General features: G+C 36.9%; 25 protein-coding genes. 20 read left to right on the plus strand and 5 right to left on the minus strand.

Annotated features, from left to right (window positions below):
- Window positions 1–8 precede the first annotated feature (8 nt).
- The 4 genes from ACFSY7_RS17820 to odhB all read left to right on the plus strand — a co-directional run bounded on the left by ACFSY7_RS17820 (window position 9) and on the right by odhB (window position 6407).
- Window positions 9–671 carry a response regulator transcription factor gene (locus tag ACFSY7_RS17820; RefSeq protein WP_126990610.1) on the plus strand — a complete coding sequence of 221 codons (663 nt, stop codon included), beginning with the start codon at window positions 9–11 and terminating at the stop codon, window positions 669–671.
- Window positions 668–2092 (plus strand): sensor histidine kinase, encoded by a 1425-nt coding sequence (locus ACFSY7_RS17825; protein WP_380148971.1) that lies wholly within the window; start codon window positions 668–670, stop codon window positions 2090–2092. Before ACFSY7_RS17820 ends, ACFSY7_RS17825 begins: the two co-directional genes overlap by 4 nt.
- Before the next feature lie 219 nt (window positions 2093–2311).
- The gene (locus ACFSY7_RS17830; RefSeq protein ID WP_380148973.1) at window positions 2312–5107 is read left to right on the plus strand and encodes a 2-oxoglutarate dehydrogenase E1 component; all 2796 of its coding nucleotides are present in this window, start codon (window positions 2312–2314) and stop codon (window positions 5105–5107) included.
- Window positions 5108–5138: 31 nt separating this feature from the next.
- Window positions 5139–6407 (plus strand): 2-oxoglutarate dehydrogenase complex dihydrolipoyllysine-residue succinyltransferase, encoded by a 1269-nt coding sequence (gene odhB, locus ACFSY7_RS17835; RefSeq protein WP_380148974.1) that lies wholly within the window; start codon window positions 5139–5141, stop codon window positions 6405–6407.
- A gap of 92 nt (window positions 6408–6499) precedes the next feature.
- On the opposite strand, the gene ACFSY7_RS17840 is transcribed toward odhB, so the two are convergent.
- Both ACFSY7_RS17840 and ACFSY7_RS17845 read right to left on the minus strand, forming a co-directional pair.
- Window positions 6500–7693 carry a tyrosine-type recombinase/integrase gene (locus ACFSY7_RS17840; RefSeq protein WP_380148975.1) on the minus strand — a complete coding sequence of 398 codons (1194 nt, stop codon included), beginning with the start codon at window positions 7691–7693 and terminating at the stop codon, window positions 6500–6502.
- A 45-nt stretch (window positions 7694–7738) separates the two neighbouring features.
- Window positions 7739–8245, minus strand: a complete 507-nt coding sequence (locus tag ACFSY7_RS17845) for an ImmA/IrrE family metallo-endopeptidase (RefSeq protein ID WP_380148977.1) — start codon at window positions 8243–8245, stop codon at window positions 7739–7741.
- Window positions 8246–8425: 180 nt separating this feature from the next.
- Between ACFSY7_RS17845 and ACFSY7_RS17850 the strand changes: the two genes are divergently transcribed.
- The gene (locus ACFSY7_RS17850) at window positions 8426–9064 is read left to right on the plus strand and encodes a hypothetical protein (RefSeq protein WP_380148978.1); all 639 of its coding nucleotides are present in this window, start codon (window positions 8426–8428) and stop codon (window positions 9062–9064) included.
- A 206-nt stretch (window positions 9065–9270) separates the two neighbouring features.
- Here ACFSY7_RS17850 and ACFSY7_RS17855 read toward each other — a convergent pair whose 3' ends face one another.
- Window positions 9271–10488, minus strand: a complete 1218-nt coding sequence (locus ACFSY7_RS17855) for a type I restriction endonuclease (protein ID WP_380148979.1) — start codon at window positions 10486–10488, stop codon at window positions 9271–9273.
- Window positions 10489–10574: 86 nt separating this feature from the next.
- Complete coding sequence (locus tag ACFSY7_RS17860; RefSeq protein WP_380148980.1) at window positions 10575–10928, minus strand: helix-turn-helix domain-containing protein; 354 nt, start codon at window positions 10926–10928, stop codon at window positions 10575–10577.
- Window positions 10929–11090: 162 nt separating this feature from the next.
- On the opposite strand from ACFSY7_RS17860, the gene ACFSY7_RS17865 reads away from it, so the two are divergent.
- Window positions 11091–11303: a helix-turn-helix domain-containing protein gene (locus tag ACFSY7_RS17865; protein WP_380148981.1), complete on the plus strand. Its 213-nt coding sequence runs from the start codon at window positions 11091–11093 to the stop codon at window positions 11301–11303.
- Window positions 11304–11326: 23 nt separating this feature from the next.
- Entirely contained in the window at window positions 11327–12115 is a 789-nt protein-coding gene (locus ACFSY7_RS17870; RefSeq protein WP_380148982.1) for a phage antirepressor, read from the plus strand.
- On the opposite strand, the gene ACFSY7_RS17875 is transcribed toward ACFSY7_RS17870, so the two are convergent.
- Window positions 12084–12290 (minus strand): KTSC domain-containing protein, encoded by a 207-nt coding sequence (locus ACFSY7_RS17875; RefSeq protein WP_380148984.1) that lies wholly within the window; start codon window positions 12288–12290, stop codon window positions 12084–12086. The two genes, ACFSY7_RS17870 and ACFSY7_RS17875, sit on opposite strands and share 32 nt — an antisense overlap.
- Before the next feature lie 89 nt (window positions 12291–12379).
- On the opposite strand from ACFSY7_RS17875, the gene ACFSY7_RS17880 reads away from it, so the two are divergent.
- The 13 genes from ACFSY7_RS17880 to ACFSY7_RS17940 all read left to right on the plus strand — a co-directional run bounded on the left by ACFSY7_RS17880 (window position 12380) and on the right by ACFSY7_RS17940 (window position 18815).
- The gene (locus ACFSY7_RS17880) at window positions 12380–12679 is read left to right on the plus strand and encodes a hypothetical protein (protein WP_380148985.1); all 300 of its coding nucleotides are present in this window, start codon (window positions 12380–12382) and stop codon (window positions 12677–12679) included.
- A gap of 118 nt (window positions 12680–12797) precedes the next feature.
- Complete coding sequence (locus tag ACFSY7_RS17885; RefSeq protein ID WP_380148986.1) at window positions 12798–13277, plus strand: helix-turn-helix domain-containing protein; 480 nt, start codon at window positions 12798–12800, stop codon at window positions 13275–13277.
- A gap of 4 nt (window positions 13278–13281) precedes the next feature.
- Window positions 13282–13563, plus strand: coding sequence for a hypothetical protein (locus ACFSY7_RS17890; RefSeq protein WP_380148987.1), 282 nt, complete (start codon window positions 13282–13284; stop codon window positions 13561–13563).
- Window positions 13535–13762 carry a hypothetical protein gene (locus tag ACFSY7_RS17895; RefSeq protein WP_380148988.1) on the plus strand — a complete coding sequence of 76 codons (228 nt, stop codon included), beginning with the start codon at window positions 13535–13537 and terminating at the stop codon, window positions 13760–13762. The genes ACFSY7_RS17890 and ACFSY7_RS17895 overlap by 29 nt, the downstream gene beginning before the upstream one ends.
- Before the next feature lie 48 nt (window positions 13763–13810).
- Window positions 13811–14653 (plus strand): phage replisome organizer N-terminal domain-containing protein, encoded by an 843-nt coding sequence (locus tag ACFSY7_RS17900; protein ID WP_380148989.1) that lies wholly within the window; start codon window positions 13811–13813, stop codon window positions 14651–14653.
- Complete coding sequence (locus ACFSY7_RS17905) at window positions 14577–15479, plus strand: DnaA ATPase domain-containing protein (protein ID WP_380148990.1); 903 nt, start codon at window positions 14577–14579, stop codon at window positions 15477–15479. Before ACFSY7_RS17900 ends, ACFSY7_RS17905 begins: the two co-directional genes overlap by 77 nt.
- A gap of 156 nt (window positions 15480–15635) precedes the next feature.
- On the plus strand, window positions 15636–16004 hold the full coding sequence (locus ACFSY7_RS17910) for a hypothetical protein (RefSeq protein ID WP_380148991.1): 369 nt from the start codon (window positions 15636–15638) through the stop codon (window positions 16002–16004).
- A 3-nt stretch (window positions 16005–16007) separates the two neighbouring features.
- Window positions 16008–16286 (plus strand): hypothetical protein, encoded by a 279-nt coding sequence (locus ACFSY7_RS17915; protein ID WP_126990589.1) that lies wholly within the window; start codon window positions 16008–16010, stop codon window positions 16284–16286.
- Between the two features lie 3 nt (window positions 16287–16289).
- Window positions 16290–16571 carry a hypothetical protein gene (locus tag ACFSY7_RS17920; protein WP_380148992.1) on the plus strand — a complete coding sequence of 94 codons (282 nt, stop codon included), beginning with the start codon at window positions 16290–16292 and terminating at the stop codon, window positions 16569–16571.
- A gap of 66 nt (window positions 16572–16637) precedes the next feature.
- The gene (locus ACFSY7_RS17925) at window positions 16638–16835 is read left to right on the plus strand and encodes an XtrA/YqaO family protein (RefSeq protein WP_380148993.1); all 198 of its coding nucleotides are present in this window, start codon (window positions 16638–16640) and stop codon (window positions 16833–16835) included.
- Window positions 16832–17623: a hypothetical protein gene (locus tag ACFSY7_RS17930; RefSeq protein WP_380148994.1), complete on the plus strand. Its 792-nt coding sequence runs from the start codon at window positions 16832–16834 to the stop codon at window positions 17621–17623. Before ACFSY7_RS17925 ends, ACFSY7_RS17930 begins: the two co-directional genes overlap by 4 nt.
- A gap of 107 nt (window positions 17624–17730) precedes the next feature.
- Window positions 17731–18255 (plus strand): sigma factor-like helix-turn-helix DNA-binding protein, encoded by a 525-nt coding sequence (locus ACFSY7_RS17935; RefSeq protein WP_380148995.1) that lies wholly within the window; start codon window positions 17731–17733, stop codon window positions 18253–18255.
- On the plus strand, window positions 18252–18815 hold the full coding sequence (locus ACFSY7_RS17940; protein WP_380148996.1) for a site-specific integrase: 564 nt from the start codon (window positions 18252–18254) through the stop codon (window positions 18813–18815). The genes ACFSY7_RS17935 and ACFSY7_RS17940 overlap by 4 nt, the downstream gene beginning before the upstream one ends.
- Window positions 18816–18991 lie beyond the last annotated feature (176 nt).

Raw genomic sequence — 18991 nt, forward strand, 5'->3', positions numbered from 1 at the left:
GTAGCGTAATGGAAAAGTCGATTTTATTAGTCGAAGATGAGAAGAGCATCGCGCGCTTTGTCGAGTTAGAGCTGAAACATGAGGGATATGATGTAACGGTTTGCTATGATGGACGAAGTGGCTTAGAAGCGGCATTAGAGAAAGAATTTGATGTGCTTTTACTAGATGTTATGCTACCCGAACTGAATGGGATTGAAGTGTGCCGCCGTGTGCGAGCGCAGTCTTCAGTCCCTATTCTTTTGATTACAGCGAGAGATGCTGTAATGGACCGAGTAGCAGGGCTTGACGCAGGAGCAGATGATTATTTGGTTAAACCATTTGCGATAGAGGAGTTATTAGCACGTATTCGTTCTGCACTACGTCGTACAACGACTAGTACCGAGCATGATACATTAGCGCTTAAAAATATTATTTTAGATGAAACCGCCTATACGGCAACTGTTAATGGAGAGCCAATTCGTTTAACGAAAACAGAATTTGATTTATTACATTTATTAATGCGTTCAAAAAATAAAGTATGTACACGAGAAATTATTTTAGAAAATGTTTGGGGCTACGATACAGATGTAGAAACAAATGTAGTTGATGTTTATATTCGGCATTTACGTGCGAAATTACCCGCTAATACGATTGAAACTGTACGTGGTGTAGGATATGTGATGCGCGAATGAAAAAACTAACCGCATATTGGCATCGACTGACATTAAAACACAAATGGGCACTTACATCTGCGAGCGTACTATTTATTAGTTTTGCGCTCGTGTGTGTCATTTTATACATCGCGATTAATAGTTGGCTTCTAAATGAAGAAAAAACTTCTGTGACACGCTCTATGGATGATTTAACAGCATTTTTTGAAACGAGAGGAAGTCATCTGACGATTAATGAGATGCAACATAATACGGGCTTGATGAATTCGATTGTAGATAAGGATCAAACGGTCCGTATTTTAAATACTGACGGAATTGAAATCCTTCGTTTAAATAATACAAGTGAGGAAATTCCAGATTTACCGCAAAATATCCCGCTAAAAGGGTATACGATACAACAAGTGAAAGTTGATGGCGCAGACAGCTTTGTGGCGATAGGATATTTACGACTAGGAAATTTTGATGGCTATTTACAATTAACACACCCATTAACATCACTTGCTTCGCTAATGAAGTATATTTTGACGTCGATGTTGTTGATGGGCCTGATTGCATTAATTGCTTCGTGGTTTATTAGTTCGGCGCTCGCAACGCTTTTATTACAACCATTAAAACGATTGTCTTCAGATATGAAGCGTGTAGCAGCACATCGTTTTGAAGCGCCTATTCAAGTCACTGTCGATAGTCAGGATGAGATTGGGGACTTAGTAAAAGTTTATAAACAAATGATGACAGAATTAGAAAGTGCTTTTTTACAGCAGCAACGGTTTATTTCAGACGCTAGTCATGAATTGCGTACACCGATTCAAGTATTAGAAGGGCATTTGTCAATGATTCAACGCTGGGGAAAAGACGACCTGGAAGTATTAAATGAATCACTTATGACATCGATTGATGAAGTAAGACGGATGAAACAATTAATAGAAGAATTATTAGAACTAGCACGGCATGAGGCAAAGGATATTTCGCAGGGAGCCATTGTTGCTGAACAAACAGAGATAGTTATGAAAGAAATGAAAACAATTGCACCAAATGCTGAAATAAATCTTCATTATAATGAAGATTTTCATAATGTTCGCGTTATGATTTCAGAAAATGCATATCGCCAAATTTTGCATAATATATTGCAAAATGCTGTTCGATACACTTCTTCTATACCTAGCATTAACATTTACTTGACATTTGATTTGAACAATTGCACAATCGTAATCGAAGACAATGGGATAGGGATGTCGCCAGAATCTTTAGAGCATATATTTGAACGCTTTTATCGTGTTGATAAAGCGCGTTCGAGAGAGCATGGTGGGACAGGTCTTGGCCTAAGTATCGTCAAAATGCTTATTGATAAATACGATGGAACACTTGAAGTATCGAGCGCATTAAATGAAGGAACAACTTTTACGATTCATCTACCACTTTTTTTAGTGCAAGAATCCATTTAATTCTTAGCGAAATAAGTCGTTAAAGATGAAATATGCTAGTTTTGAATTAAATTATTGAATTTTTTGTGAAGAGTAGTAAGATTGAATGGTGAAAGCGTTTGTAAAACATAGGACAAATTATGTCTATGTTCACAAATAGTAATAATATATAGTGGATTTTTTGATTTTTAAAATTGTTAATCGAAGTGCCACTTAGGCAAAATAGTTGGAGGTAATCTCATGACAAACAGTAATCCATGGGCTGCTTTTTCAGGTCCTAACCTAGGTTATGTAATGGATATGTACGATCTTTACTTAACTTCCCCAGAAGAAGTAGACGCAGAACTTGTCGCTTTATTTGAACAATACGGTGCACCAGTTGATACAACAGCTCAAGCAGCAGTAGCAACTACAGGCGCAGCAAATACAGGCGATATTCAAAAAGTATTAGCAGCGGTACAATTAGCAGATGCAATCCGTCAACACGGTCATTTAGCAGCTGACATTTACCCTCTACACAACCAAAATCTTGATACAACGCGTATTGAAACAAGCGCATACAACTTAACAGACGCTGACTTACGTGAAGTACCTGCATCAGTACTATTAAACAACGTTCCTGCAAACGTTAACAATGGTCTAGATGCAATCAACTACTTAAAAGAAATTTACACAAACAAAATCGCTTACGAATTCAATCAAGTTGTTGGTAAAGACGAACGTGAATGGATTCAATCTAAAATTGAAAGCGGTGCATTAAATGCTCCACTATCAAATGATGATAAAAAAGCTGTTTTAAACATGTTAAACAAAGTTGAAGGTTTCGAACAATTCCTTCACAAAACATTCGTTGGTGTAAAACGTTTCTCTATTGAAGGCGTTGATGCATTAGTTGTTTTAATCGAAGAAATTATTAAAGGTTCTGAAGCGAGTGGCGTTAAAAACATCCAAATTGGTATGGCTCACCGTGGTCGCTTAAACGTGTTAACCCACAACGTTCACAAACCATATAAAATGATGCTTGCTGACTTTGCTCATGTACCATCAGAATTATTCGTTCCTGAAGATGGTTCTCTTAAAGTGACAAAAGGTTGGTCAAACGATGCGAAATATCACTTAGGTGCTACTTACAAAGCGCCGAATGGTACGACAATCGGTCTTGCATACAATCCATCACACTTAGAAGTAGTTAGCCCAGTTGTTACTGGTCAAACTCGTGCAGCTCAAGATGATACTTCTAAAGCTGGTGCGCCAGTACAAGACGCTTCTAAAGCATTAGCTATTTTAGTGCATGGTGACGCAGCATTCGCTGGTCAAGGTGTTGTAACAGAAACAATGAACTACTCTCGTACAAAAGGCTTTGGTACAGGCGGTTCAGTACACATCATCGCAAACAACATGATTGGTTTCACAACTGAACGTTTCGACTCTCGTTCTACTGTTTACTCTTCAGATCCTGCAAAAGGTTACGAAGTGCCAGTAATCCACGTAAACGCTGACGAACCAGAAGCTGTTGTACAAGTTGCACGTTTCGCAGTTGAATACCGTGAAAAATTCGGTAAAGACATTTTAGTAGACTTAATCGGTTACCGCCGTTATGGTCACAATGAAATGGATGAACCAATGATTACAAACCCTGCAATGTACAATCTTGTTCATAAACATGACACAGTTCGTGCGCTATACGGTAAACAATTAGCTGCAGAAGGCGTTGTAACGGAAGCAGAAGTTGAACAATTACAAAAAGACATCAAAGCTGAATTACAAGCTGACCTTGATTTCATTAAAGAACAAGGCGCAGGTAAACATTCAGAATTAACAATGCCAGAAGCTGTTGCAAACGGCTACGAACTTGTTGAAACAGGTGTTGAAAAAGCTCGTCTTGAAAAAATGAATGAAGAACTTCTTACTTTCCCAGAAGACTTCCACGTATTCAAAAAATTAAACAAAATCTTAAACCGTCGTCGCGATCCATTCCAAGGTAAAGGTAAAATCGACTGGGGCCACGCTGAAACATTAGCATTCGGTACAATTTTACAAGATGGCAACCCAATCCGTATTACTGGTCAAGATGCGCAACGTGGTACATTCTCACAACGTCACCTTGTTCTACATGACGAACAAAACGGTAACGAGTACACACCACTTCACGGTATTTCAGGCTCAAATGCTTCATTCACAGCGATTAACAGCCCATTATCTGAAGCATCAATCGTAGGTTACGAATATGGTTACAACTTACAAAATGAAGACGCTCTTACAATTTGGGAAGCACAATATGGTGACTTCGCAAACATGGCGCAAATGATGTTTGATAACTTCGTGTCAGCTACTCGCTCTAAATGGGGCGTACGCTCAGGCCTAGTATTATCATTACCACACTCTGCAGAGGGTCAAGGTTCAGAACATACATCTGCACGTTTAGAACGTTTCTTACAATTATCAGCTGAAAATAACTGGACAGTTGTTATGCTTTCAAGCGCTGCCAACTACTTCCACTTATTACGTCAACAAGCTGCTATCTTAGGCACAGACGAAGTTCGTCCATTAGTTATGATGTCTCCTAAATCACTTCTACGTAACCAAATCGTAGCTGCTGATGTAGAAGAATTAACTTCTGGTAAATTCCAAACAATCATCGAACACCCAACTACAGGTAAAAACGTTGATGCAGTAGAAAATATCGTACTTGCTTCTGGTAAAATGGCAATCGATCTTGCAGAAAAAATCGGTGAAGGCGAAGGATTCGATCACTTACATCTTGTACGTGTTGAACAACTTTACCCATTCCCAGAAAAAGAAATTGCAGATGTATTCGCGAAATTCCCGAATGCAAAAACAATCAAATGGGCTCAAGAAGAACCGAAAAACATGGGTTCATGGTTCCTTGCAGATCCGTACCTACGCGAGTTAGCTACAGATGCTCAAGAAGTGAAATATATTGGTCGTCCAGCATTATCTTCTCCAGCAGAAGGCGATGCAGATGCATATAAAGAAGCACAAGCAATCGTAATTGAAGATTCATTATCTAAATAATTTCGGATATACCGAATAGGAGGAAATTAAAGTGGCAGACATTATCGTACCAGAATTAGCAGAATCTATCACAGAAGGTGAAATCGTACGTTGGGTTAAAAACGTAGGTGACACAGTTGAGAAAGGTGAATTCATCGTTGAACTAGAAACAGATAAAGTAAACGCTGAAATCATCTCAGAAGAAGCAGGCGTATTAGTTGAAATCCTTGCGCAAGAAGGCGACGTTGTAGAAGTAGGCGCTGTAATCGCGAAAGTAGATCCAAACGGTACAGCTTCAGCACCAGCTGCAGCACCAGCAAAAGAGGAAGCTCCTGTTAAAGAAGCAACACCAGCACCAGCAAAAGAAGAAGCGCCAAAAGCTGCACCAGCTGCACCAGTAGTAGAAGAAACTACTGCTAACGGTCGCGTAATCGCTTCTCCAGCTGCTCGTAAATTAGCTCGTGAAAAAGGTATCGATCTTGGCGCAATCAACCCAGTTGATCCTCAAGGCCGCGTACGCGTACAAGACGTAGCTGCTCATAACCCAGCTGCACAACAAGCTCCAGCTCAAACACAAGCTGCAGCACCAACACCAAAAGCTACACCAGCTGCAGATGAATCTCGTGTAGAAGTTGTTAAAATGACTCGTCGTCAAAAAACAGCTGCTAACCGTTTACTTGAAGTATCTCAAGGTACTGCAATGTTAACAACATTCAATGAAATTGACATGACAAACGTTATGGCACTTCGTAAACGCAAAAAAGATGCATTCATGGAAAAACATGATGGTACTAAACTAGGCTTCATGTCATTCTTCACAAAAGCTGTAACTGCTGCTCTTAAAGCATACCCAGCTGTAAATGCTAAAATCGTTGGCGAAGAAATTCACTACAATAAATTCTTTGATGTTGGTATCGCTGTATCAACTCCAGATGGTTTAGTAGTACCAAACGTACGCGACACAGATCGTAAAAACTTCGCTGAAATCGAAGGCGACATTGCTGATTTAGCTGTTAAAGCACGTAACAAAAAATTAGCTTTATCTGACCTTGAAGGTGGTTCATTCACAATCACTAACGGTGGTGTATTCGGTTCATTAATGTCTACACCAATCATCAACGGTGACCAAGCTGCAATTCTTGGTATGCACAACATCGTACAACGTCCAATCGCTGTAAACGGTGAAGTTGAAGTTCGTCCAATGATGTACGTGGCTCTTTCTTACGACCACCGTATCATCAACGGTAAAGAATCTGTTGGTTTCTTAAAAATGGTTAAAGAATTAATCGAAAACCCAGAAGATTTATTATTAGAAGCTTAATCAAACCCTTGCGTAGCAAGCGTTTGAAGCACTTCTGAAAATGAAGATATAAAGAAAGCCTCCGAGAAATCGGGGGCTTTTTTTGTGCTGTTTTAAGGCTTTTTTTTGCTCGTGACTATATTTTGACTATATGAGCTTATATTTTTCGGTTCATTTAAGAAGTTTATAAGCAAATCTGTCGTTTTTTCGACTTGTTCTGTAGTCACGTGTGTATAGATGTTCATCGTCGTTTCAATATGCGCATGGCCGAGCAGTTTTTGGACTACTTTAACATCTACACCTGCAGCAAATAGTAGGGAAGCGCAAGAGTGACGAAGACCATGTACAGTGATACGTGGCAGCTTATATTTTTTACAAAGCTTCGTTAACACTTCATTGACATATGAATTGCGAAACGGATCAAACGATGTTTCTTTAATAAAAATGAATGAGTGCTCGGTTCGCTCACCAAATTGGAGCCGCAGTTTTTTATTTTGTCGGATTAAATCTTTCAATACCGCATATGTTTCATCGTCTAAATGTAGCTCCCGTATCGATGTTTTCGTTTTAGGCTTCAGCAATTGATACGAGCCATCTTTGTTATAAAAGAGTGTTTTATTGATCGTGATATTTTGAGTAGCATCATCAATATCCTTATCTTGAAGCGCCAACAACTCACCTTTACGCATTCCGGTAAGCAACAATGTACGGAACATCGCATAACGCTTTAAGCTTTCGTGTGCTTTGACTTGCTCTAAAAAATACAATGATTGTTCTTTCGTCCAAAATTTCTCTAAAGCTTCTTCTTCCTCGAAAAAAGTATTTTTAGGATAGACTGTATTATCAAAAGGGGAAGCCTCAATATAATTGTTTCGAACGGCGAAATCGAATACATTTCTCGCTTGAATGACAATCGGTTTATACGATTTTAATTGTGTAGACATATGATGTATATAGTTTTGGCATTCTTTTTTCGTAATGTCCTTTAATCGTTTGTCGCCAAAAGTCGGCAATATCCATTTGTTGAAATCAACGGATTTACGATAAACAGTAGATGATTTTAGATGCGTAGAATATTCTGCTTCATACTCTTTAAACATTTGTCGGTACGTATAGTGCGCTTTTGAATTCAATTTCACTTTTGAATCCTCTGCCTCTAATTCTTTCGCTGCTAATTTTGCCTCACTTAGTTTATGAAAGCCACGTCTAGTTGTGAGCTTTTTTTCAAAAGTGACGGGATCCGTTAAATAAAGACGAATCATCCAAAACTCACCTTTAGTCGTTTTATATTTTGAAAATGATGCCATAAAAGGTCCTCCTTTTTGTTATTACGTATATCGTACCAACTAGAATCAGTCGTGATGTGCCAATTTAGGCTCGTCTAGTGCGGTTTTGTGAAGAGGAATGATGTGATTGTTTATGTAGTGGTCTAATCGCTTACAAGCGAATGTCAGGCTAATACTAAATGTATCTTGCAGCACTCTTACAGCGGCAAAATAATCATTAGGTAAGTCCATTTCTTTTAGCATGAATGTGGGTACAGCTGCATGGAGCGCAAAATTATTGGCCTTCCGTTCCTGATATTCAACGAAACTGGAAGGCAGCTGCATCTGATCACCAGCATGAAAAAGAATGTGGCAAAGCTCGTGACAGAAAATTTGCCATCTAAAATTTGGTAGCATATGTAGATTTAAAAAAATGAATGATTTGTTATGTATTGTGGCCGCCTGGCTTTTTTCATCCCAGTAATAAAGGCCGATATTAAGTTTTGAAGAAAGATTTTCACACACTAATTCCTCTGGTATGCGTATACCTATAGTTTGATATAAATTACTAATGTAGTCTTCTAAATGATTCAATTGTTACATCTCCTAAGCAAACGTATGTTCTTTATGAGTATATAAGAAAACCCCACTAATGTGAAGTAGGGTTTGTAGGAGCTAGAATTTATCTTAATAATTTATTTATATTATGTTAAAATTTCACAATTTAGTATATAATGAAATTTTATATAAATCCTAAAAGTAGGTGATGAAAAATTGAATTTATTATTGGTAGTTGTTGCGACAGGTATACCAGGGTTCCTGTCATACGCGTATCTTAGTCAATTGGGTATTATTATTTTTAGTAAAAATGAAAAAGATGATAAGGTTATTGTATTGTCTATTTTCTCATTTTTAAATATAGGTTTGTCTTTCTGTGTATTCTATTGGCTAACCAGCATAGAACCTTCTAAGAATATGCCATTTTCAGCAGTAATTAAATTGTTTATAGTTACTCTAATTATAAGTGCCATACTCACATTAACTTTATATCCATATGTGTTAAAAAAAATGAAAAAGACAATTGAAACATATCAAGGAAAAAATAATATCAGTATAAAATCTAATCAAACAGTTATTGAAAAAATCATAGATAGTACAGAGTATAAGTTTAAAGCTGTTTACATATTTGATTTTGATAATAATTTTATAGAAAGCGGTTATTTGAAAAGATACTCTGGTGAAGAGACAACAGGTTTTCAAATATCATTAGCTACAGAAACATTTTACAATGATGAAAAGCCAACTTTTAACGAAATTCTTAATAAGTTCAATACTGACCCAATACCTGAAGCGAATGAATTATTATTAGATGTAGATAAAAAAATAAAAATTTTTATTTTCAGACATAATTAAGATTTTCGAATAGGTGGTTTTGCTTCACTTCTGTTAGGAACGCTAGTTGTCGTACTACGAGTTTCATTATTGCTGCTCGTTGAAGTCTTTGAAGTTGGCTGTTTAGACATTTCCAATTCTCCTTTCTACTAATTTTAAAATTTAATATTTATCAAAATAAAAATGGGCATAATATATGTCCTTTTTTTATTTCCTAGATTTAAAACTTAAAAGAACTTCCCAGCTTCCTCAAATGTTGACATCAAGTTTGGCACATCCTTGAATGACAGGTTGTACAAGCTGCTCTTTAAGAAGTAAGTTGGCTCATTGCTAGTGCGGTTTGCACGTGAACTTAGGCGCGCATTGATAAATCCTGTTTCTTTTACGACAGGGTTTTCGTCTAAGAATTTAGCGATTTCATTTGATTTTACAGTGTACAATTTAATGTCCTCGCTTTGATTGACGTACTGTCCAACTAAATAACCGAATGTTGTAGATCCTTGTGCCACGACTGATGAAATGAAGAAATCACTTAATGGGTTTCCTTTTTCCACCGAATAGTTTTCTTCTGATGTTTTCATTAAGGTCTTGTAAGCTGCTGCTTGTGGGAACACTACTGTTACACCTTCAAAATCTTCAAATGTATTAAGTGAATTAATTTCTTCTTGTGTGTAGTAAATTTTCTTTTCTTCTACAACAGCAGTAGCTACTCCAGCTGCAACAGGCTCCGCAGTAGGTTGTGTCACATCAATATTGAACTTCTCACTGATAACCTCGGAAATCGCCTCATGAATACTCTTTTGGATGATAGGGCGTGACGTATTAATGAACTGCTGCGTCACTTTAAATTTAAAGCGCTCTTTAATGACAAATTTAATAAAATCATCGCTTGGCGTATCAAAAATTTCTTTAATAACCGATTTGAACGAGTGGAAGTAAATCAGTGATTCTGCCAATGTTTTAATTGTTTCTTCGTCATATAAGTTTTTCGAGAATTTAATAAGGTGCTCGAAATCTTCCTCGGTATAGCTCGTAATATTAAAAATAAAGAACGGTTTGTTGTCCATAATATTGGCGTTGTTTAAGTCAGTGAAGAAATGATACTCAATACCATTCGTTAAAATCCCTAATTTAACGCTAGGGAATGTACTGAAATAGCGACTTAATTGAGGCGCATTTTTAACGATTTTAGTGTGGATTGATTTGGCTTCTACAAAAATTCGTGGTTGGCCATTTAGTGTAATTGCATAATCTACTTTTTCGTTTTTCTTATGGAAGTCTGCTGTGAATTCAGGTGTTACTTCTTTTGGGCTATATGTATCAAAACCTAGACCATTAAGGAAAGGTAAGATTAAAAATTGTTTTGTTGATTCTTCATTTTTAATAAGCTCACTGTTTTCTGATACTACTTTATTTAGCACTTCCAAAGTTTCTTTTAAGTTCATATTCAAATCCCCCTAAAACAATATAAATTTAATAATTATTTTTACCTATATCTTATTTGAAAAAAGAAGCACTTAATTGTGCTGCTTTAAATTTCCTCATTATCTTTCAAAATTTCCCACATCTTACGCAGCTTACGCAAATCTTCTTCTTTAGATTCTGGAAGTTCTTTATACCATTTTTCTAAAGTTGGATCATTAGCAAAAGCTTCAAATTCTTTTTGTTTATTTTGTGAATCTAGTTTTGCCGAACGACCTAGTAGAAAATCTGTGGTGGTGTCGAGAACGTTAGCTAGTTTTACAATTTCTTCATCCTTTGCAGGACGTTCTCCAGATTCTATACGATTCATTACACTAGTATTTAAGCCGACTCTTTTAGCTAGTTCGCGTTGTGTCCAGCCTTTGCGCTCGCGTAAGTAAATGATGTTGTCACCAATATTCATGTGATCATCACTCCTTATTTCATTAGTTTTAGTTTACCATTTTTCTATTTTGGAAATATGTAAATTGCTAAAATAGAAAAAATAATGCTTGAATTTCTATTTTAGCAATGATAATATGAATCTAATGAGTTGCTAAAACAGCAACGTAGAGAGGTGGGAAGATTGTTAGAATTAAATTTGAAATCTATAAAAAAACAAAGAATCGAACAGAAAAAAACATTACAGGACCTTGCGGATGCGTTAGATTATAAGAGCGCATCAACATATATGAAGCATGAAAAAGGTGATCATGCTTTTAAAGCAAATCAACTGCCTATGTTAGCGTTCGTTTTAAACTGTTCAATTATGGACTTTTTTTCAGAAAAAGATTGCTAAAATAGAAATTTTGGAGGTATTTTATGAATCAATTAGAAATTTATGAATTTGAAAATAATCAAGTAAGAACTGTATTGATTAATGATGAACCATTTTTTGTGGCAAAAGATGTTGCTGAAACACTGGGTTATACAAATTCACGTAAAGCAGTGCAAGACCATGTAGATGAAGAAGATAAGGGAGTAACGAAATGTGACACCCTTGGCGGTAAGCAAACATTCACAGTTATCAATGAATCAGGAATATATGCGTTAATATTTGGTTCCAAACTTCCAACAGCCAAAGTATTTAAACGCTGGGTGACAAGTGAAGTCTTACCTAATATTCGTAAAACGGGAGCACATCTAACTCCTGACACAATCGAAAAAGTACTCACTGATCCAGACACAATCATTCAAATTGCTACGCAGTTGAAAGAGGAACGTGCGAAGCGTATGCAAGCAGAGGTCGTTATTGAGCAGCAAAAGCCAAAAATTTTCTTTGCAGATGCAGTCGAAGCAAGTAATTCGTCGATTTTGATTGGTCAGCTTGCAAAAGTAATTACACAGAATGGCTTACACATCGGGCAAAATAATTTATTTAAATGGTTGCGTGATCATGGTTATTTAGGCAAAAAAGGCGCGCACTACAACGAACCAACTCAATACGCAGTCGAAAGAGGTTGGTTTGAGGTTGTAGAGCGCACCATACCAAAGCCAGATGGCAGTGTGCGTATTACACGCACGACTAAAATTACTGGCAAAGGGCAAATTTATTTTCTTAACAAACTTTTAACAAAAGTTAAACACGTTGATAATGATAGGAATTCTTAATGTGTGCAGCATGATATTTACCATGCGAGTCAGCAGTTAAAAGATTTTGAAAAATAAATTCTGGAACACCAAAGTAATCATAAGTTGCATTTTTAAATTGGATTCTTAAGATTTGTGAACTAGCTTCATATCCGGCAGCAACTAAATTACTAGATGTTAATGGAGTCATAGTCATATTAACACCTCCTTCCTTTAGCTATATTCAACATTAGAGTAAGGAATCCTTTGATAAATTTTTATTAAATATAAGAAAGAAGTGATTTTATGGATGCTACAAAAGAATTACAAGTGTTAAATGAGCAATTCGTACTTCAAAAATTTCAGCTTCTTATTAAAGAAGCTTATGAAAAAGGAGTAGAGGATGGTCAAAAAACGCTAGGTTATCCAATGGTATTACGTCGCGAACACTTAGCGGAAATTTTATCAATTAGTTTACCTACAGTAGATCGCTTAACAAGTAACACCTCATTTCCTCGTTTAAAGGATGTGCAGGCGCGTTATCCACGTGAAGCTGTATTTAAATGGATTGAAGAAAATACAGTCATTATTGATGCATTACGTTAAGTATAACTGCTAGGTGTGCTAGTGATGGTACACCTACTGGTGAAAATATAGTTTTATGGGAATTTTTAATTTGAAAGGGGAGTTTATTGTGAAAAAAGTAAATAAATTGATACGCGAAATGCGTGGCACCACACATCAACAGAATTTAGCAGAAGAATTGAATGTATCACGAGAAAGTATTTCAAAATATGAAAATGACCGAACGAAGTTGCCAGTAGATGTAAGCAATGGGTTCATGCAAAAATTCAATAATCCGGAATTTGCTATTACATTAGGTCACGAATATACGGGGACCGGACCTATTTGGTTGGATGGTCCAAATGTGGACTTGCATCGATCTAGCGTGAAGGAAAAAACGTTAGAGGAATTGGAAGAAGCGATTCATAAGCTGCGCAATACAAGCCTAGCGAAGCCATTAGTCAACTTAACACCGTATGAACTACAGTCGGTGCGAGAAGCCTTGGAAGAACTGGTGGAGGCGCAAACCGCGATGGCACATTTGGTAGCGGTTATATGTATGGAAACAGGCATTAGCTATACCGATGTATGGGCGCAGCATTATCGCTCTCTGCAAAGCTCCGGCTACGTGGAGGTTTAAGCATATGACTCAATATTATCGCACAGAAGATGCGCCAGAAGCTTTAGAACTGATGCAGCACATTGAACAATTGCAAGAAAAGTTACTTGTCGCTGTACATCGAAGTGATATGGCAACATCGCAAGAAATTATGGTACAGCAAAATGAAGCGATTGCAGAGCTTGTACGCCTTCAAAAAGTATATCAGCAACATAAACGCTTAATCGCGATTGTGAAGCGTATGAGTGAGCTAGGCATTGAAATGGAGGTGATAATTCGTGAAACACGTACACGCGCTATTCTTTGATGAAGAATCAACGGTAGGGGAAATGGTGCAGTTTTATGGCGAGGTTGTTTTAATGGCTGCAGTCGGGCTTGGCACATTGTCTATTGTGTCACCGGACATGATGAAATTAACGCTCATCTGTCTCGTATTATTGTTCATCGCCGTATGGGTCATTGGAAAAAAGGCAAAAAAAGAAGACACTCAACTTAAAAAAAGTTAAATGTCTAACACACACACTCATTATAGCACGAAGTAGGGAGATTTAAAAATGTCAGAGATAACATGGGTCAAACTCAAAACAGATATGTTTGAGAATGACAAAATTAAGCTTATTGAAGCTTTGCCGGCAGCCGATACAATCATCGTTATTTGGGTGAAGTTAATCGCTGCTGCAGGTAAGGCCAATCAAAATGGATTTATCATGCTAACAGAAAATATACCAATGAACGCCGAAGAAATGGCGACCATTTTCAACCGCGATATTAATACGGTCCGCCTAGCGCTACAAACGTTCCAACGCTACGGAATGATTGAGTTGGACGGCGATGCAATGCGCATTAAAAATTGGGAAATCCATCAGAATATTGATGGAATGGACCGAGTAAGATTACAAAATCGTGAGCGGAAAAGAAGGCAACGTGAGAAAGAAAAACTAATTAAATTGGGTCCCGTTCCGTCACGTGACAGTCACGCAACAGATATAGATAAAGAATTAGATATAGATAAAGATAAAGAAAAAGAAAGATATAAAGAAAAGAAAGATATTGTGCCGGACAAGTCCGACACGATACCTTATCAATCTATTCTCGCGTATTTAAATCAACAGGCTCAAACATCTTATCGAGCCACTTCAAAAGCCACACAGCAATTAATCAAAGCTCGTTTTAACGAAGGCTTTACAGAACAGGATTTTTATAAAGTCATCGATAACAAAGTGTCTACGTGGTTAAACAATGAGTTTGCTAAATATTTACGACCACAAACTTTATTCGGTACAAAATTCGAAGGCTATTTAAACGAAAGGGTGAAAGGCAATGAAAACATTCGAGGAAGTAATGGTAGCGCTACAGGAGAAAGCGCACCAAGTCTCCGAGGATTCTGCTCAAATTGAGTATAAGTGCAACGTTTGCAAAGACGAAGGTGGCTGGATTGAAGAATGTGAGCCAGTTACGTTTTATTCAACAATCGAAAAAGATGCAGATGGCAAAGCTGTCCTAGATGAATTTAACAAGCCAGTTTATAAACGTCAGCCAATGAAAAATGAAAATTGGGTTTCATGTAGTTGCCAGCAGCAAAAGCAAATTGAACGTCTTATCGCTAATTCACAAATTACAAGTGAATTTCAAAAGAAAGGCTTTAAAAACTTTGATATAGAAGGCCATGCACCAATTATTAGCAAAATGCGAAATGAAGCGCTGAAATACTATAACAACTTTGCTGAAATTCGTAATGAAATGGAAAACAGCATTGCACTTGTAGGTCAAGTTGGCTCTGGTAAAACGCATTTACTTTCTGCTATTGCAAATGGTCTCTTACAACAAAATATTTCGGTAATGTACTTTCCGTTCGCAGAAGTGATGGAAAAGATGCGCGAAAATGAATTTGCGTTAAAAGATAAGATTATTCATCAGGCGCAGCAAGCAGATGTATGGTTTTTAGATGATCTATTCAAGCCAGTAACAAAAATGGTAAATGGTAAAACGACAAAAGTTCCGCGTGCCAGTGAGTGGGCGCAAGAACGAATGTACGAAATCATTAACTATCGCTACCTCAACAAAAAGTCGATTTTATTATCTTGCGAATTGGACTTTGAAATGTTGCTACAAATTAACGATGCGATTGGCTCACGCTTATTTGAAATGTGTAGCAGCTACTTAGTGACGATAGCAGAAGATCCATTTTTAAATCATCGTTTGCGTAAGGTGTATCATGCATAAGCCATTAAGACAAATTGTTAGAGCCAGTACACGTTATGCGCTACAGCTGAAAGTGAAAGACAGAGAGCAGCGAGGTTGGCTCCAAATAGGCGAAATGAAGTGTGAAGGCTTTTATTACGGAGCCTTTGCGGTGTTAATGGAATTTCAACGGGGCAGGTGATTTTTGTGGAGACAGGTGAATACGCATTGTATAAGGGCGAGGCGTTATTGGCCATCGGTACGCTAGAGGAAATCGCTGCTGAAAGAGGTGTAAAGCCGCGCACCATTTACAACTACTCTATGCCAGGGCATATTGCGCGTATGGAGGAACAGAAAGCGTCAGTATCGCATAAATTGCATGCTAAACGTGTAAAACGGGGCGTATACAAGGTTTTTGACGATAATAGGCTAATTGGTGAGGGAAACCTCAAACAGCTCGTACAGCAGACAGGAATTGATGTTGAGAAGCTAAAAAATTTATTTTACGGAGAGCCGCCGAAGATTCGCAAGAAAAATTATCAAGTGGCGGTTCGATTGGAGGGATAGGGAATGGATGAATTACAGGAACAAAAAACGATGCTAGAAGTGCTTATCGAATTTGCGAATGCACGAGAAGAGCTGAATGAACAACAAAAAGAGTTACTGGTAAAGATTTATAAATGCAAGCGTGGCCAAATTTTACGTAAAGGTAAAACGGAACGTATTTTATATGGTGCAGATCATATGTTCATCGCATACATGACCAAGCGTTCAAAAAGAAAAGTAACAGCTTTGAATATTCCAGAGTTTTTAAAGTGGGCTGAAAAAGCTGAATTTGTGGAGGAATAATAAATGCAGCAGCTATCCATATTTTCGGTGCTACAACAAATTACAGATATTGAGCTGATTATGCGTAACATTGAGAAATTACAAATTGGTGATTCAATCATTACAGTCACTTGTGATATTGAACGAAATGAAAAAATGCTTACAGTTCGCGCCAAAGAATTTGAGGAAACATTTAAAACGGGAGCAGCAGCGTTAATGTATATCAAAAATTATTTCGAAAATGGACCAGAATATATAAAAAGGCATCAAACAATAAAGTCTGATGCCAGGTCTAAGAAGTGGTAGCCGCCACTTCTTTTGTGCGTTACTATGCTATATACCCACAACTATTATAGCATAGGGGAAGAAAATGTGAGACTAAAAGAAGTACAATTAGATAGTGCAAATAACCTAAAGTTGGATATAATGGAGCTACCACCAACATGTGTGATTGTCATCAGTGATGGCAAAGCAAAGTTAAGTGAATTGCCAGCTTTTGCGGAGACCAATATTGTGACACATGGAGGAAAGGTGAAAAGAATCAGATGGAATGAGGGAGAAGAATTTTGAATGTAGAAGAATGGATTGCAGTTGTAGGTGCAGTTGCAACTATAGGTACAGCAATAGTAACTTTTAGAAATGTGAAATTAGTTAAGAAAAATTTGGATTTACAAAAAGCTGAGTGGGAAATGGAAAGAAAACCTTATCTATTATTAGATACTACACCGATAGAATTTTCTCTAATTGAGGATGAAATTAGTGAGCCTCATAAAGAAATTGTAGTGAATAACCAAGAACTTGATTTTTATGAAGGAGCATTAGCATCTTTTCAAGAATTATCTTTCCCTATAATTAATATTCATAAAGGTATAGCGAAAGATATCGAAGTAATTGCAACAACAAGAAATGTTGAAAACTATATTGGCGTGGAAATTAACGGCTTTGCCTATGTAGAGTATGATGAATCATCAATCAAGAAGATTAAAAATGAAAATGGTGATGATTTTTTACTATACACATTTGAATATGATGATGAAAAACACGAAAATTACTTAGATATTACAAAAAAAGAAGAAATTTTATTTATGGATTTTAATAATAAAAAACATGTAGTTTCTTTACCAAGTAGCTATCTTTATTTTTTATATCTTCATTGCGTAGGGATGTTTAGAGGAAATGAAAATTTTGTTGCACCTATATTGGATGTTAATATTAAGTGCAATGACATTAATAATAAAGAATATAGTTATAAGTATACAGTCACAATGAAAAGTTGGCAGGTAGGCAAAGATTTAGATGGTGAAGAATCCTTAAGTATAAGACCTATACTAGAAGTTAAACAGATTCAAGAGAAATAATAGTACGGAATATCCCACCAGCCCTCTGGAGGATAACAAATGTTAGTAGCAAAACGCTGCTTTCATTTGTTGTCCTCTTTTTTATTTGTCCAAAAGGAGATGACAGAATGAATTTGTTAATCGAATACAAAATGACGTTAAAAGAAACGCAGCAGCTACTGCAACAAACGCAGATTAAGTTAGGGAATACAGAAAATGAAGAGCAACAAAATCTTTTAAAAGGTGAAATGGTTACAATTCGTAGTTGGATTAGCAATTTGAAGTATGCGATTGAGTGGATGACAACATGTCGACAACCGGGTACAACGCGTGGTGTAGAGAATCGTGCAGGGTATGAGCGAGAGGTTAGTGTAGATCCGTCGATTCTTCAGCAAGTAATTGAAGATGGCACTTTAGTGTTTGAGCATGAATCAACAGAGCAAGAAGTGGAACGAGAGCAGCATAAGGAACGCATTGTGAAAATGATATTGAAGGTACTCAACAAAAAGGAACGTGCTGTATTTGTATTGGCAGCCAATCAATATACACATCGAGAAATTGCGCAAACATTAAATATGAATCGTTCAACTGTACAGAAAGCTTTGGCGCGCTGTAAGGAAAAAATACAAGCAGAAGGTTGGGTAATGCTATGAGATTTGTACAGCCAATTAAAGATAAAGAGCAGTTACAAGAGTTCGCGGATTATTTATACGCTAAGAATGAGCGCGACTATATTATGTTTATGCTTGGTGTGAACCTTGGATTACGTGTTTCAGATATTCTGCCATTGAGAGTAAGAGATGTGCGTAATAAAGATAGTGTGAAAGTATTTGAGGAAAAGACCGGTAAGTTTAATCAAGTAGTCATTAATTATGAATTAAAAAAAGCATTGGAGCATTATATTAAAGGGATGAAAGACAATGAGTATTTGATAAAGAGTCGAAAGCGTACTAAGACTGGTAAGCAGCAGCCAATAGATCGTGTGCAAGCATATCGTATATTGAAGCAAGCAGCGAAAGCAATTGGTTATACAGGCGACATTGGAACGCATTCATTACGCAAGACATTCGGCTATCGCTTTTATCAAAAGTCTAATCAAGATGTGGGTGCACTGATGCGTATCTTTAACCATGATGACCAGACGATTACATTACGATATATAGGGATTGAACAAGAGCAAGTAGATAATATCATTATGCATCTACATAAATAAAAGTATTGAGTGCGGTTCGTTGTTGATATAACAGCAACCGTTATCTTTTGTGCTTATTCTAATACAACATAACGAGGGTGCTTGTTACATTCAAATAAAACTTTTTTTAGGAATGTTGATACATCAAGGTTTGTAGCCATGTTAGTGAATACAACACTCTGCTAGATATGTTACAT

Source organism: Kurthia populi, from assembly GCF_042686175.1.
Classification (GTDB): Bacteria; Bacillota; Bacilli; order Bacillales_A; family Planococcaceae; genus Kurthia; species Kurthia populi.

Excerpts from the sequence above, each read along its gene's own strand:
- ACFSY7_RS17820 (WP_126990610.1), top strand. The coding sequence starts at position 9 with ATGGAAAAGTCGATTTTATTAGTCGAAGATGAGAAGAGCATCGCGCGC.
- ACFSY7_RS17825 (WP_380148971.1), top strand. The coding sequence starts at position 668 with ATGAAAAAACTAACCGCATATTGGCATCGACTGACATTAAAACACAAA.
- ACFSY7_RS17830 (WP_380148973.1), top strand. The coding sequence starts at position 2,312 with ATGACAAACAGTAATCCATGGGCTGCTTTTTCAGGTCCTAACCTAGGT.
- ACFSY7_RS17840 (WP_380148975.1), bottom strand. The coding sequence starts at position 7,693 with ATGGCATCATTTTCAAAATATAAAACGACTAAAGGTGAGTTTTGGATG.
- ACFSY7_RS17855 (WP_380148979.1), bottom strand. The coding sequence starts at position 10,488 with ATGAACTTAAAAGAAACTTTGGAAGTGCTAAATAAAGTAGTATCAGAA.
- ACFSY7_RS17860 (WP_380148980.1), bottom strand. The coding sequence starts at position 10,928 with ATGAATATTGGTGACAACATCATTTACTTACGCGAGCGCAAAGGCTGG.
- ACFSY7_RS17870 (WP_380148982.1), top strand. The coding sequence starts at position 11,327 with ATGAATCAATTAGAAATTTATGAATTTGAAAATAATCAAGTAAGAACT.
- ACFSY7_RS17875 (WP_380148984.1), bottom strand. The coding sequence starts at position 12,290 with ATGACTATGACTCCATTAACATCTAGTAATTTAGTTGCTGCCGGATAT.
- ACFSY7_RS17880 (WP_380148985.1), top strand. The coding sequence starts at position 12,380 with ATGGATGCTACAAAAGAATTACAAGTGTTAAATGAGCAATTCGTACTT.
- ACFSY7_RS17885 (WP_380148986.1), top strand. The coding sequence starts at position 12,798 with ATGCGTGGCACCACACATCAACAGAATTTAGCAGAAGAATTGAATGTA.
- ACFSY7_RS17890 (WP_380148987.1), top strand. The coding sequence starts at position 13,282 with ATGACTCAATATTATCGCACAGAAGATGCGCCAGAAGCTTTAGAACTG.
- ACFSY7_RS17900 (WP_380148989.1), top strand. The coding sequence starts at position 13,811 with ATGTCAGAGATAACATGGGTCAAACTCAAAACAGATATGTTTGAGAAT.
- ACFSY7_RS17905 (WP_380148990.1), top strand. The coding sequence starts at position 14,577 with ATGAAAACATTCGAGGAAGTAATGGTAGCGCTACAGGAGAAAGCGCAC.
- ACFSY7_RS17915 (WP_126990589.1), top strand. The coding sequence starts at position 16,008 with ATGGATGAATTACAGGAACAAAAAACGATGCTAGAAGTGCTTATCGAA.
- ACFSY7_RS17920 (WP_380148992.1), top strand. The coding sequence starts at position 16,290 with ATGCAGCAGCTATCCATATTTTCGGTGCTACAACAAATTACAGATATT.
- ACFSY7_RS17935 (WP_380148995.1), top strand. The coding sequence starts at position 17,731 with ATGAATTTGTTAATCGAATACAAAATGACGTTAAAAGAAACGCAGCAG.
- ACFSY7_RS17940 (WP_380148996.1), top strand. The coding sequence starts at position 18,252 with ATGAGATTTGTACAGCCAATTAAAGATAAAGAGCAGTTACAAGAGTTC.